Genomic DNA, 13,099 nt, shown 5'->3' with positions numbered 1-13,099 from the left:
CACCCCACTCGAGCGGTCGGTCGAACCGGACGTGTGACGTCGGTGGTCCGACCCAGTTGAGACGGGCGCCACGGTGGTCTCGATGCGCGTGATCGTCGTCGGTGCGGGTGAGGTGGGTCGCGCAATCGCGACGAACCTCGAGCAGTCTCACGACGTCGTCGTGATCGACCGCAACGAGGAGACCGTCGAGGAACTCACGTACTCACTCGACGTCCTCGCCCTCCGGGGTGACGGGACCGAACTCGAGACACTCCGCGAGGCGGGAGTCGAGCAGACTGACCTGGTGATCGCCTGTACGGACAGCGACGAGACGAACCTCGTCGTCTGTGGCTCGGTGAAAACCGTGACCGACGCGTTTACCATCGCCAGGGTTCGACGCCGCACGTTGCTCGAGACGTGGGAGGGGGCCCAGAGCGCCTTTGGCGTCGATTTTATGGTCTGTACGGACCTGTTGACCGCTCAGGCGATCTTCCGGATCTGCGGGTTGCCAGCCGCACAGGACGTCGACATGTTCGCCGGCGGACTCGTCAGGATGGCGGAGTTCCACATCCGCCCGGAGAGTCCAGTCGCGAACGAGTCGATCCAGGAGGCCGACCGGTACGACTCGCTGACGTTCGCTGGCATCTTCCGGGACGACGAGTTGATCGTTGCGACCGGGGAGACGGTCATCCAGCCGGACGACCGCCTCGTAGTCATCGGCAGTCCCGACTCCGTCGCGGAGTTCGCCGCCGACGCGACGACCGCGCCGGACGACGACCTCGACGAGATCGTCATCATCGGCGGCAGCGAGATCGGCTATCAGGCCGCCCTCGAGTTCGAGTCCCACGGCTACAGCCCCCGGCTGATCGAACAGGACCCCGACCGGGCCCGGGAACTCGCCGAGGCGTTACCCGACACGCTCGTTCTCGAGAGCGACGCGACCGACCTCGAGTTCCTCGCCCGCGAACACGTCGACGAGGCTGACGTGATCGTCGCGGCCCTCGACAGCGACGAGAAGAACCTGCTCGTCTCGCTGCTCGGTCGCCGACTCGGCGTCGACCGCACCATCGCCGTCATCGAGAACCTCGAGTACGCCGACCTCTTCCAGCGGGTCGGGATCGACGTCGCGGTGAACCCTCGCGAGGAGACCGCAGAGGAGATCGTGCGGTTCACCCGGACCCGGCGGGCTGAGAAGGTCGTGATGCTCGAACACGACCGGGCCGAGGTCATCGAGTTCGAAGTCGACGCCGACAGCGCGCTCCTCGGCGACTCGATCGAGGAGGTGGTCGCAGAGTTGCCCGATGGCGTCGTCGTCGGTGCGATCTCTCGCGGCGGCAAACGGATCACTCCGCGCGGGACGACCGTCGTCCAGCCCGGCGACCACGTCGTCCTGTTCGTCGACGCCCGGGTCCTCGAGGAGGTTCTCGAGGCGATCTGAATGCGGCGGTTGCACGTCGACTGGCGGGCCGGCTCGAGTCTCGTCGGAACGATCCTCGCGGCGGTTTCGCTCTCGTTCGTCGTACCGATCGTCGTCGCACTCGTCTACGGCGAGACGGACCTGTGGGTGTTCGTCGCGTCGGCGATCCTCACGGCCGTGGTGGGCCTTGCGCTTCGACGGCTCGATCCCGATCCCGACCCCGGTGCGCGAGAGGCGTTCTTCGTCGTCGCGATGTCGTGGCTGCTCGTCGCCGTGTTCGGTGCGGTACCGTACGTACTCGCCGGGAACGGATCGGTCGCCCATCCCGTCAACGCGCTGTTCGAGAGCATGAGCGGCTTCACGACGACGGGTGCGACCGTCATGGAGGATATCTCGTTCGACACCCACTCCCGTTCGATGCTGCTGTGGCGGCAGTTGACTCAGTGGCTCGGCGGGATGGGGATCATCGTCCTCGCGGTGGCGATCCTGTCCCAACTTGCCGTCGGTGGCGCACAGCTAATGGAAGCGGAGACACCCGGCCCCGGCGTCTCGAAGCTCACGCCCCACATCGCGGAGACTGCCCGCGTACTCTGGATTGCGTACGTCGGCCTCACCGTCCTCTATATCGCCCTGCTGTACGCGGCTCACCTGCTCGGCTACGCCCCGAACATGGACCTCTACAACGCCATCGCCCACGGCTTCACGACCCTGCCGACGGGCGGTTTCTCGCCCGAGGCCCGAAGCATCGAGGCCTTCTCGCCGCTCGTCCAGTGGCTCGTCGTGCCGTTCATGTTCGCCGCCGGGGTCAACTTCGTCCTCTGGTGGCACGTCATCTCCGGGGACTGGCGGACGCTCCTCCGTGACAACGAGTTCCGCCTCTACCTCGGAGTCGTGACGGGGCTCTCGATCGTCGCGACGGTCGTGCTCTTCCTCTCGACACTCGAGACGCCCGAGACGGGGCAGATCGGCGGCAACCTCGAGCGGTCGGCCCGCTACGCCACGTTCCAGATCGCGTCGGTGACCAACTCGACGGGGTACGCGAACATGGACTTCGACGCCTGGAGCGGGCCGGCGAAGGCGGTGTTGCTGTTCGCGATGTTCGTGGGCGGCTCCACGGGGTCGACCGGTGGCGGGATCAAGGTCCTGCGCTGGCTCGTCATCCTCAAGACGTTCCGTCGGGAGCTTTTCACCGCTATCCACCCCGATGCCGTCCGGCCGGTCCGGATGAACGGGCGCGTCCTCGACGAAGAGGCCGTCCGCGGGATCTACGCGTTCACGCTGTTGTATCTGGTCATCTTCTTCGTCGGCGTCGCCCTGTTCGCGATCGACGCCGCCCGGGTCGGATTCGAGATCGAACTGCTCGACGTCATCAGCGCCTCGATCGCGACCCTCGGCAACATCGGACCGGGGCTTGGAACCGTCACTGGGCCGATGGGCGGCTACGTGGACTTTCCCACGAGTTCGAAGCTGCTGATGGTGTGTTTCATGTGGATTGGCCGGCTCGAGATCTTCCCCGTGCTCGTCTTGCTGACCAGAGCCTACTGGCAGCGGTGACGGCACCGAGGATTCGGGCGCTCGAGGTCTCTCCGGGGCCGGTGAGTCCCACGGCACGCCGGGGCCCCCATCGACGCAGCCCCCACCGGATTGATAACGCTGCTCGGGCTAGGCTGGAGTCACCGTCGGTGACGAGACGATTTCCCGTGTGGGGTACAGCCTGCGCCGTCACGGACGCGAAAACGAGAATCATGGCTGGAAACGGTACTGACTCGAGCGACGACGTCGACCCGGGGGACGGACACAGCTACGGGACCGGCCTGGCAGACGAGGAGATCGAGACGCTCCTCTACGAACGCGGCGTCGGCGTCCTCTCGCTGGCGCGTTCGGGGCACGCCTACGGCATCCCGGTCTCCTACGGATACGACGCAACCGGCGATCGCTTCCTCCTCGACCTCGGCTTCGCTCCAGAAAGCAAGAAACGGTCGTACCTCGAGACGACCGAACAGGCCAGTCTGACGATCTTCGAGTGGCACTCGCCGACCGACTGGCAGAGCATCGTCGCGACGGGGGACGTCGATCCGATAGAGGAGTTCGACCGGACACTCGAAGAGCTGTACCACGCCTCCGCACGCGACGTCGACGTCGCGGTCTTCGGCCATCTCCCGGAGGATCTCGAGCACCAGTGGTACGAACTGTCCGTGCAGACGCTGACTGGACGTTCGTCGGCGTCGCACTAACTGAACACGGTGCTGCTGTCCCTGACAGCCCGCTAGAAGCCCCAGAACGTGGCGATTCCGAGGGCGGTGACGACCGCGAGAACGACCTGGAGCGGAAACCCGACCCGCAGGAAATCCGTGAATCGATAGCCCCCACGCCCGTAAACCATGAGGTTGGTCTGGTAGCCGACCGGGGTCATAAGCGCCGTACTCGAGGCGAACGTGACGACGAGGACGAACGAGAACGGATCGGCACCGATCTCGGTCGCGACGTCGACGGCGATCGGGAGCATCAACGCGACGCTCGCGAGGTTCGTGATCACCTCGGTGAGGATCGCCGTCAGCATGTAAAACACCATGACGAAGACGACGAGCGGCACGACGTCCGCAAGCGGCGTGATCGCGTGGGCGAGCAGTTCGGCTGCCCCCGTCCGTTCCATCGAGATCCCGAGCGGAATCACGCCGGCGAGCAGGAAGATCACGTTCCAGTCGACGGCATCGTAGACCTCATCTGGCCTCACACAGCCCGTCAGGACCATCGCGACGACGCCGGCAAGGGCGGTGACGACGATCGGGAACGGTCCCAGTGCGGCCAGGCCGACGACGAGCGCGACGATTCCCACGGCGATCGGGACCTTCGGCCGGCGGTAGGAGGGGCGTTCGACTTCCTGGGCCAGCACGAAATTCGGGTCGTCCATCAACTGCTCGCGTGCGGGGCGAGTCGTCTGGGCCAGCACGGTGTCGCCACCGCGGAGGACCGTCGTCGCCAGTCGCTGTTCGAGCAGTTCGCCTTGCCGTCGAATCGCAAGGATCGGGCTATCGAACCGGCGGCGAAACTCGAGTGCAGTCATCGACTCGCTCGCGATGGCAGACTCCGGGACCACGATAACTTCCGTGAGTGTCGGCTCCTCGTCGGGATCTGCCCGTGGTAATTCGTCGTCGTCCAGCACGTCTGCGAACTGGAGTCCGGGAGCGGCAACGATCTCGAGCAACGCGTGTCGACTCGAGCGGATAAGGAGGCGATCGTCCGCCCGGAGCGTTCTAACGCGAAGCTGTTTGGTGACGATTTTCCCCCGCCGGAGGATGCGCAGCACTTCCACGTCGCGGCCGACACGTGCCTCGAGTTCGCCGACAGTTTCCCCGACGTACGGCGAGTCGGACGGAATGCGAACGCTCGCGACGTACTCTTTGAGTTCGAACTGGTTTGCGAGGTCGGCGTCCGGATCGATGCGCTCGGGCACGAGCCGGTGCCCGACGGTCAGCAGGTAGACGGCACCGGTGAGCAGGACGATCACGCCAAGCTGGGTGAACTCGAACATCGTGAACGAACGTCCGACGAGGCGCCCGGAGATATCGCTCGCGAGGAGGTTCGGCGACGTGCCAACGAGGGTGAGCATCCCGCCAAGCATCGCCGCGTAGGACAGGGGGATGAGCAACGTCGAGGGAGAGGTTCCAGTCCGATCGGCGAGGTCGGTCACCATCGGGATCAACATCGCGACGATCGGCGTGTTGTTCACGAATCCAGCCGTCGGACCAGCGATCCCGATCGTCGCCGCCAGCTGTTTTCGCTCGTCGTCGCCGGTGTGGGCCAGAATCCAGTCGCCGAGCGTCCGAACTGCCCCAGTTCGTTCGATTCCGCGACTCAGGATGAACATCGCGAGAACGGTCACCGTCGCCGGGTTGGCAAACCCCGACAGTCCCAGTTCCGGCGACACCTGCGTCCACGGCTCGAGCACGACGAGCACGACGAGGATCGCGATCGCCGATACGTCGACCGGAAGCGGCTCGAAGACGAAGAGAACGACCGCGGCGAAGACGATCCCAAACACGACGACGATGTCGCTCTCGAGCGGAAAAGCGACGACCGCGGCGAAGTCCATACCCGTGACACGACGGATGGAGCCATGAAACTGTCCAGAAGTTGTCATCGAAGTCAGTCAAGGAACGTGATACGGGCGACCGGGAGTCGGTGTGGACACCCTGTGACCGACTGGTGAACCACGATTCGAGCGATTTCACACCAATGGCGTGTACGACGGGTGCGGTCGACCCGGTCATCGCTGGGCTCGAGAGGGCAACGAGCCAGCAATCCGACGGATGCAGAGCCTTACCACGCTCGAGCACGGAGTCTCACGTATGAGTCCTGGAACCTGGCACTGCCGACTCTACGGCCACGACTGGCGACACCCCGGCGAACTCGAGGTCGTCGTGACGGGCGACGGCGTTCCGGTCTACCCGCAGATCTGTACACACTGTGGCGACGTGACCGTCCTCGACCGCGCTGGTGACCGGTGGCATCCCTCCGACGACGAGGGGCCGACGATCCACGAAGCAGCCCTTCAGACCACGCTGGACCGGCGATAATCGCCGTCGCTCGCAGATCGTCCCCGCGGCCGTGGACCCGTGTGTGTCCGTGAGGTAGCGAGGGAAGCCAAACCTCGTATGTCACTGGAAGTCGTAGGGCCGCCCACATGACCGACCAGTCACCAGCCGCCTCGTTCGAACAGGTTACGTCGATCGACGCCGAGTCACCGACGCTCATCGAGGGCCTCCCCGGCCACGGGCTCGTCGCAGCGATCGCCGTCGACCAGATCACCTCCCAGCTGGGCCTCGAGCACTACGGGAACGTCGCCTCGGACGCGTTCCCGCCAGTGGTCACCTTCGAGGACGGTACCGTTCAGGACCTCGTTCGCGTCTACGCCGGCTCAGACCCCGACGTGATGACCCTCGAGAGCGACCTCGCACTGCCTCAGTCGGCGTTCGAACCGCTCTCCCGGTGCGTTCTCGAGGAACTGGCCGACCGGTTCGACCGGGCGATCTTCCTCGCCGGCGCACCCGCAGAATCGGAAGACCAGATCGGCGAGGTGACCGGCGTCGCGACGACCGAATCGATCAAAGAGGACCTGCTCGATGCCGGCGTGAGGGTCCCCGACGAAAACGGGCTGGTCGGCGGAATCACCGGCGCGCTCGTCAGGGAGTGTTATCAGGCGGAGGTCCCCGCCGCACTGCTGATCGTGCGCTCACATCCGTTCTTGCCTGACCCGCAGGCGGCGAAGTCGGTCATCGAGACCGCACTCGAGCCGCTGGTCGAGTTCGACGTCGACACGACGGCGCTCGAGGAGCAGGCCGACGACATCAGACAGCGAATGGAACAGGTTGCTACTCAGTACCAGCAGATGGCCGAGCAAGAGGGCCAGCAACAGCAACAGGTCCAGACCGGAATGTTCCAGTGAAGGCGACCGCGGAGTAGGCGCGCGAACGAACCAGTGACGACGATCCCCCGGGAACCTACCCCTCTATCGGGACACAACAGACCGGCACCTCGGCCCCGCGAACGACGCTCTCGGTAACGCTACCGATCAACTGCCGCTCGAGGCCCGACCGGCCGTGGGTGCCCATCACGACGAGGTCGCTTCCAGTCTCGTCGGCCGCCTCGAGGATCGCCTCGGCGGCGGAGCCGCTAGCGAGCCTGCCGGCCACGCTGACGCCGCGCTCTCGCGCTCGCTCACGGACGACCTCGAGTGCCTCGTCGCCGGCACGTTCGAGGTCCGACAGCAGGTCGCTCGGGTCGACGGCGCCGGTCGCGACGCTCGCGCCCCGCAACCGACGCGTGTCGACCGCGTAGACGGCGTGTACCAGCGCGTCGTACTCGTCGGCGAGGTCGAGACCCACGTCGACGGCCGCCAGCGCGCCCTCGCTGTCGTCGGTCGGCAGGAGAACGTCCTCGACGGCATCGCGTGACAGCGACCGTTCTGTTGCCGACGGCGGCACCGCGAGCACCGGGACACTCACCGTCCGGAGGACGGCCTCGGTGACGCTCCCGAGGAGTGCGCGCTCGAGTCCGCTGCGCCCGCTGGTTCCCATCGCGACGAGGTCGGCGTCGACCTCGTCGACGTACTCCGAGACGACCTGTGCTGGCGTCCCGCGCTCGGTCTCGACGCGTACCTCGAGGTCGGGGAACCGGTCGGCAGCGACACTCTCGACGTCTCCAGCAGCCGACCGTGCCGACTCCTCGAGCGCGTCCCGGTGGCTCTCGACGTTCGACTCGAGGACTCCCGCAGCTCCCTCGAGCGCGGACGCGTCGGCGACCGAGAGGACGGTCACGGTCGCCTCGAGTGCGTCGGCTACCTCGAGTCCCCGTTTCGCGCCGGTCGATGCCCCCTCGCTTCCGTCGGTCGGGATCAGAATCGAGTCGATCACCGTGTCGGTCATGGGCGATGGATTCGTCGGTAACTCGGAAAACAGTACCGGGTATCCGCTCCGATCGTGGTCTGCGATCACCCCGACGGCGGCTACGAGTGTCGTCGCCGTCCGGGTCCTGCTGGCGGAGCGACCGCCCCCGATCGAACCAGACGCGACACTATTATGAGTGCGCTCGAGGTGGCAGACGTATGACGTTCGTCGTTCCCTACGATGGTTCGCCACTCGCAGACGCCGCACTCGAGCGCGCCGCCGCATTCGGCGCTGCCCTCGACGAACAGGTTTCGGTCGTCTCGGTCGTCCCCGAGCGGACCAGGTACGCCCGTGAGAAGGGCTGGATCGACGAGGACGAGCCCTACGACGTCGACGCAGTGGTCGAAGATCTCAGGACCCGGGCGCTGTCGATCGCAGCCGACGCCGCGTTCGCGGTCGAGCGAATCCGTGAGTTCCCGCCGGGGGATCGCCTCGCTGCCCACATCGAACGACTCGTCCGTGAACAGGAGCCGACAGTCGTCTTCCTCGGCAGCGACAACGTCGGCCGGGTCGTGACGCCGCTGACCAGCGTCGGCGTCCACGTCGCCGGCGACGAGGAGTACGACGTCTACGTCGTCAGACAGTCCGAGCAGCCACGACTCGAGGCGTTGCTCGAGCAGGTCGACGGTGACGGCTCGGTCGGCGACGGGACGTGAGTCGGCGATCGGACACCGTTGCCAGTCTGGATCAGGGCTCCTCGACCGTCCGGACGGTCAACACGGGGACGGGTGCGTTCGCGACGAGACGCTGTGACGTGCTGCCGACGACGAGGCGCTCGAGGGTGGACTTGCCCTCGGTGCCCACGACGAGCAGACCGGTCGACGCGCCATCGGCGTCCTCGCTGGTGCGTGCGGACCCGGCGACGTGCTCGAGAACGACCTCGTGGGCCGGTCCCTCGGCGACGGTTCCGGTCGCCTCGAGGTCGCGTTCGTCGGCGCGCGCTGTGACGTCGTCGATCGTCTGTTCGCCGTGTTCGGTGAACGCCTCCGCGATGTGGGGGTCGTCGGCGTCGACCGCATAGAGGGCGTGCAGCGCTGTGTCACAGGCGTCTGCCAGCTCCAGTGCGTGATCGGTCGCCGCCCGGGCACCGGAACGGCCGTCGGTCGCGAGCCAGACGTCGTCGATCGACTCGCCGGCCGCGTCGGTCGCGTCGGGACCGATCGAGAGCACCGGCCGGCTTGCCTCCCGGATTACCTCGAGGGTGACGCTCCCGAGCACCGCTCGTTGAATGCCAGATCGGCCGTGGGTCCCGAGAACGATCGCGTCGACGTCTGCTGCCTCGGCGTACGAGCGGATCTCGGTTGCAGGTCTGCCCGCCCGGACGACAGCGTCGACCGAACAACCGGCGTCGCTCGCGCGCTCTGCGATCGTCTCGGCGTCGCGCTTGCGGCGCTTTCGACGGGCGGCATTGTCCTCGAGACCGTCCTCGACGACCGCGACGGCGTGAACCTGCGCCTCGAGCACGCAGGCGAGTTCGATGCCGGCGGTGGCAGCCGCGGCGGCGAGGTCGCTGCCGTCGGTTGCGACGAGAATGTCGTCGTACATACCACCCAGTACAGTCAGGGTATCCTTTGCTCTGTTGGAGCCTGTTCCGAGCCGAAGCACTGAGGTTCGGTGATATTTTTGGGCGCGGTGACGACGTGTCGGCCTGCCTCAGCGCACGACGGTGACTGGAACGTCCGCCCGCTCGACGAGCGTCTTGGCGACGCTGCCGACGAGCACCTCGACCCGCTCCGAGCGCCCGCGGTGGCCGACGTAGATCGCGTCGAATCCCTCCTCGGCGGCGTAGTTCGGAATCTCCCGTTTCGGATCGCCGTAGAGCAGGTCGGCCTCGACGTCGCTGCCGAGTTCCTCGGCGAGGTCGACGGCCTCCTCGAGCACCGTCATCGCTCGACTCTCGGCGTCTTCGAGGTTCTCGAGTACCAGTCGCTCGTCGGCGTCGGCGAGCGAGGCGATCGGTTCCATCCCGCCGAGATCGTAGACGGACGGGTCGACGGCGTGGACGACCGTGATCGAGCCGTCCATCGCGTCGGCGACGTCGGTGGCGTAGGCCAGTGCCCGCTCCGATTCCTCCGAACCGTCGACTGCCACGAGAGACTTCATGATCGGTCCTACACCGTCGAATTACCTAAAGCGTGGTCACCGTTCCCACGGCGTCGCAAACGGGAACCGGACGGCTTCTTCCAGCTCACTCGAGGACGGTGACGTCGAAGGTGTCGTCCCAGCGGTAGCGTCGTCCGGCCCAGACGAACGTCCGCCGGCGAATCCCGACGACGCCGAGAATCGGCGCGAGGACGAGCGAGGGGACCGCGAAGAGCCAGGTCGACCGGTCGACGTCGAGTCTCCGGTACTGAGAGCGCGCCAGCAGTGTCACGCCGACGCCGACCAGCAGGGGAAACAGGACGCCGAGGAGGAAGGTGGCGAGAAACACCGCGAGCGTCGCGACGGTGCGGACCGGCGCGAATCGGTAGAAGATCGTCACGAACCGGGTCAGCCGTTCGTAGGTCGCACGTGGACCGCCCGGTACGTCGACCTCGTTGACGAGCGCGGGCGAGGTCGCCACCTCGTCGACGTAGGTCGCGAGCAGGGCGTCGTCGGAGACCGTCCGCCGAAGGTCCGCGACGTACCCCTCGAGGTCGATGTCGCGGCGATCGAAGGTGACGCCACCGCCCCAGGTCACCCAGTTCGTTCGGTCGACCACGAACGAGGCGACGATCAGACAGAGCGGTTCGAACAGTCTGAACGGATAGTCGTCGCTCACAAATACCGGGATGGCCGTCGCTGTCCCGTGGCACTCACCCAGTCGAACGATCGTCTCGAGCCAGTCGTCGTCCCGGTCGACGTCGTCGTCGGTGAGGACGATTCGGTCATGTGAGGCACGTTCCAGGGCGTAGGCGACGGCGTTTGCCTTCCCGGAACAGCCCTCGGGGTCGCCCGCGATGAGCAGGTCGGCCTCGGCGGGCAGGTCGGCGCTCGCGACCGGATCGTCCTCGCTGTCACAGACGACCAGCAATTCGTCGTCGGCCCCGAGTTGACGAGCGAGTTGCTCACAGGAGCGCGCCCACTCGATCGTCGGGAGGATGACGGTCGCCATCGACGGATCGTCACCGTCGGGCGGGCTAAGGGTGTCGCCGACTCGCGTTGGCTGAGAGTACCCCCGTCGCTGCGCGGTCGGTCATCCGGTGCCGAATCGCTCGTCGAACTCCTCGGCGATCGACTCCGAGACGTCGGTGAGGTACGCCGTTCCCCACACCGTGACGATGATCGCACCGACGAGGTTGAACGCCAGATCGACCATCGTGTCGTGGATCCCGTACTGGGCGAGGACGGCGTCCAGTTCGAGGACGATCGCACTCTGGTCGATGACGAACTCGAGGATTTCCCAGACGACGCCCGCAGCGAGGACGAAGACGAGGATGAACACGGGCATCACTTTCTCCGGGATGTGGACGCGATCGCTGTGGAGGTGCACCGCCCGGAAGAAGGCGTAGCCAGCGGCGGCGACGACCGACGCCGACAGTGCGTGGGTGAGGTGATCCCACGGGTCGATCGCGTCGTACAGGCCGGCCGAGCCGAGCGCGTGCAAGAAGACGGCCGTCGTGATCCAGAGGACGAGTCCCGCGTCCATCTCGAGGTCGTACTCGCGCTCGAGGATGGCAGGGACGAACGTGATCGCGAGTGCGACGGCGGCGTTGGCGATCGTCGGGAGGTCCCGCGCGTACAGCCCCCAGAGAAAGACGCCCACGAGCACGACCTGCATCGCCCGGCTGAGCTGGTACTGGCGTGTCGGCGAGATTCCGAGTCGGTCACGCAGGAGGACGCGCTCGCCGTCCGGGGAGGTTCGCTCCTCCTCGGGCAGCGGTTTCGGCGGGACGGCCGTTCGGGCGGTCGGGTCGCCGGCGCGGGACCTGAAGTACAGGTCGAAGAGGATCCCGGCGGCGATTCCCGCGATACCAGCGTAGATGAACTCGATCATGACGGTCGCGTTCACGGCGTCGACCGAGCGCCCGTCGAGGACGTAGGACGTTCCGAAGAGGATGTCTGCACTCCACTGGAGGACGTTCCAGAGACCGGCGACGGCGAACGTCGTCAGGACGACGACGACGATCGCGAACCCGTGGTTCATCCGGACGGCAGTGAAGAGGTGTAACTGGACGGCGATCAGGAGCGCGAGTGCAGCGACCGCGAGGTAGGTCGCGATTTCGGTGGCAAAGGCCCGGCCGAACAGCCCCTGCCAGACGCCCGGTGCGGCGACGATCGCGACGAGTTCCCACGGCGGCATCACGCGGGGGTTTCGAAACTGGATTGCCGGAACGAGCACGAGAACGACCACGGCTACTGTCATGACGGTCCAGTCGTATCGGCCCTCGAGGACGGTCGCCACGGCGGTGAGCCAGAGAATCGCCGCCAGCAACCAGCCGATGACCGCGTTGGTTTCGGTCTCGGAGAGCAGGCCACCGAGGTCGTCCGGACGAGTCACGTTCGAAGCCTTGTCATCGAACCAGTATATCCCTGTCCATCGACGGCTCGTGACAGAAGGTGTACGAGCCGACAGCGAGCGCGGCCGACTACGTGGTCGTGAGTGTGCGGACGTCTCACACGTCGGCGGAACGTACATATAATCTCGTCGCCTATGAAAGGACACGATGATGGCGACGACCCACGCGCTGTGGGGGATGGCACTCGCAGTACCGGTCCTCGCAGTCGCACCCGAGTTCGCCCCGGCCGCGGTCCTCGCCGGACTTATCGGCGGCCTCGCCCCGGACCTCGACCTCTACGCGGGCCACAGAAAGACGCTTCACTACCCCGTCTACGGGACGCTCGCCACACTCCTGGCGATCGGCCTTGCACTCGTCGCCCCCTCGACGCTCACCGTCGCCTTCGCGGTTGGACTCGCCGCGGCGGCGCTCCACGCGGTCACCGACGCCGCCGGTGCCGGCCTCGAGCTTCGCCCGTGGGAGGGGACGTCCAATCGGGCCGTCTACAGCCACTATCACGACCGCTGGATTTCGCCGCGCCGCTGGGTCCGGTACGACGGTGCGCCGGAAGACCTCGGCCTCGCGGCAGTCGGCGCTGGAGTCGTCGTCGCTGCCAGCCTCGAGGTCGCGTCGGTGATCGCCCTCGCGTTGCTTACGGTTTCGGCCGTCTACGTCCTCCTCCGGAAACCGCTCGCGACACTGGCCGAACGGCTCGCCGCGTACGTTCCCGAACCGTTCGTGCCGTACGTGCCCGCTCGATATCTCGAGGCCTGAGGTTC

At 66.5% G+C, this 13,099-nt stretch carries 13 protein-coding genes; 7 read left to right on the top strand and 6 right to left on the bottom strand.

Going from position 1 to position 13,099, the window contains the following annotated elements; all coding sequences use genetic code 11:
* The first annotated feature begins 82 nt into the window (after positions 1-82).
* The 3 genes from trkA (at position 83) to B1756_RS15420 (ending at position 3,630) form a co-directional block, all read left to right on the top strand.
* Positions 83-1,417 (top strand): Trk system potassium transporter TrkA, encoded by a 1,335-nt coding sequence (trkA, locus tag B1756_RS15430; RefSeq protein WP_086890217.1) that lies wholly within the window; start codon positions 83-85, stop codon positions 1,415-1,417.
* A complete protein-coding gene (locus B1756_RS15425; protein ID WP_086889357.1) occupies positions 1,418-2,950 on the top strand; it encodes a TrkH family potassium uptake protein in 1,533 nt (510 codons plus the stop codon).
* A 191-nt stretch (positions 2,951-3,141) separates the two neighbouring features.
* Entirely contained in the window at positions 3,142-3,630 is a 489-nt protein-coding gene (locus B1756_RS15420; RefSeq protein WP_086889356.1) for a pyridoxamine 5'-phosphate oxidase family protein, read from the top strand.
* 32 nt (positions 3,631-3,662) lie between these two features.
* Here B1756_RS15420 and B1756_RS15415 read toward each other — a convergent pair whose 3' ends face one another.
* Complete coding sequence (locus B1756_RS15415; protein WP_086889355.1) at positions 3,663-5,489, bottom strand: SLC13 family permease; 1,827 nt, start codon at positions 5,487-5,489, stop codon at positions 3,663-3,665.
* A gap of 256 nt (positions 5,490-5,745) precedes the next feature.
* On the opposite strand from B1756_RS15415, the gene B1756_RS15410 reads away from it, so the two are divergent.
* Positions 5,746-5,973: a hypothetical protein gene (locus tag B1756_RS15410; protein ID WP_086889354.1), complete on the top strand. Its 228-nt coding sequence runs from the start codon at positions 5,746-5,748 to the stop codon at positions 5,971-5,973.
* Between the two features lie 107 nt (positions 5,974-6,080).
* The gene (locus B1756_RS15405; RefSeq protein WP_086889353.1) at positions 6,081-6,842 is read left to right on the top strand and encodes a proteasome assembly chaperone family protein; all 762 of its coding nucleotides are present in this window, start codon (positions 6,081-6,083) and stop codon (positions 6,840-6,842) included.
* 55 nt (positions 6,843-6,897) lie between these two features.
* On the opposite strand, the gene B1756_RS15400 is transcribed toward B1756_RS15405, so the two are convergent.
* A complete protein-coding gene (locus tag B1756_RS15400; protein ID WP_086889352.1) occupies positions 6,898-7,821 on the bottom strand; it encodes a universal stress protein in 924 nt (307 codons plus the stop codon).
* A 179-nt stretch (positions 7,822-8,000) separates the two neighbouring features.
* On the opposite strand from B1756_RS15400, the gene B1756_RS15395 reads away from it, so the two are divergent.
* Positions 8,001-8,498 carry a universal stress protein gene (locus tag B1756_RS15395; RefSeq protein WP_086889351.1) on the top strand — a complete coding sequence of 166 codons (498 nt, stop codon included), beginning with the start codon at positions 8,001-8,003 and terminating at the stop codon, positions 8,496-8,498.
* Between the two features lie 31 nt (positions 8,499-8,529).
* On the opposite strand, the gene B1756_RS15390 is transcribed toward B1756_RS15395, so the two are convergent.
* The 4 genes from B1756_RS15390 to B1756_RS15375 form a co-directional block, all read right to left on the bottom strand.
* Positions 8,530-9,387: a universal stress protein gene (locus B1756_RS15390; protein WP_086889350.1), complete on the bottom strand. Its 858-nt coding sequence runs from the start codon at positions 9,385-9,387 to the stop codon at positions 8,530-8,532.
* A 108-nt stretch (positions 9,388-9,495) separates the two neighbouring features.
* Positions 9,496-9,945, bottom strand: a complete 450-nt coding sequence (locus B1756_RS15385) for a universal stress protein (RefSeq protein ID WP_086889349.1) — start codon at positions 9,943-9,945, stop codon at positions 9,496-9,498.
* An 85-nt stretch (positions 9,946-10,030) separates the two neighbouring features.
* Positions 10,031-10,936, bottom strand: coding sequence for a glycosyltransferase (locus B1756_RS15380; protein ID WP_086889348.1), 906 nt, complete (start codon positions 10,934-10,936; stop codon positions 10,031-10,033).
* Between the two features lie 81 nt (positions 10,937-11,017).
* Positions 11,018-12,322, bottom strand: coding sequence for a DUF2238 domain-containing protein (locus B1756_RS15375; protein ID WP_086889347.1), 1,305 nt, complete (start codon positions 12,320-12,322; stop codon positions 11,018-11,020).
* Between the two features lie 166 nt (positions 12,323-12,488).
* Here B1756_RS15375 and B1756_RS15370 point away from each other — a divergent pair, with 166 nt between their 5' ends.
* The gene (locus tag B1756_RS15370) at positions 12,489-13,094 is read left to right on the top strand and encodes a hypothetical protein (RefSeq protein WP_086889346.1); all 606 of its coding nucleotides are present in this window, start codon (positions 12,489-12,491) and stop codon (positions 13,092-13,094) included.
* The last annotated feature ends 5 nt before the right edge of the window (positions 13,095-13,099 follow it).

Origin of the sequence: Natrarchaeobaculum aegyptiacum, assembly GCF_002156705.1 — an archaeon.
Lineage (GTDB): Archaea > Halobacteriota > Halobacteria > Halobacteriales > Natrialbaceae > Natrarchaeobaculum > Natrarchaeobaculum aegyptiacum.
The sequence above is the reverse complement of the archived record's forward strand: the minus strand, read 5'-3'. Positions and strand labels throughout refer to the sequence as shown.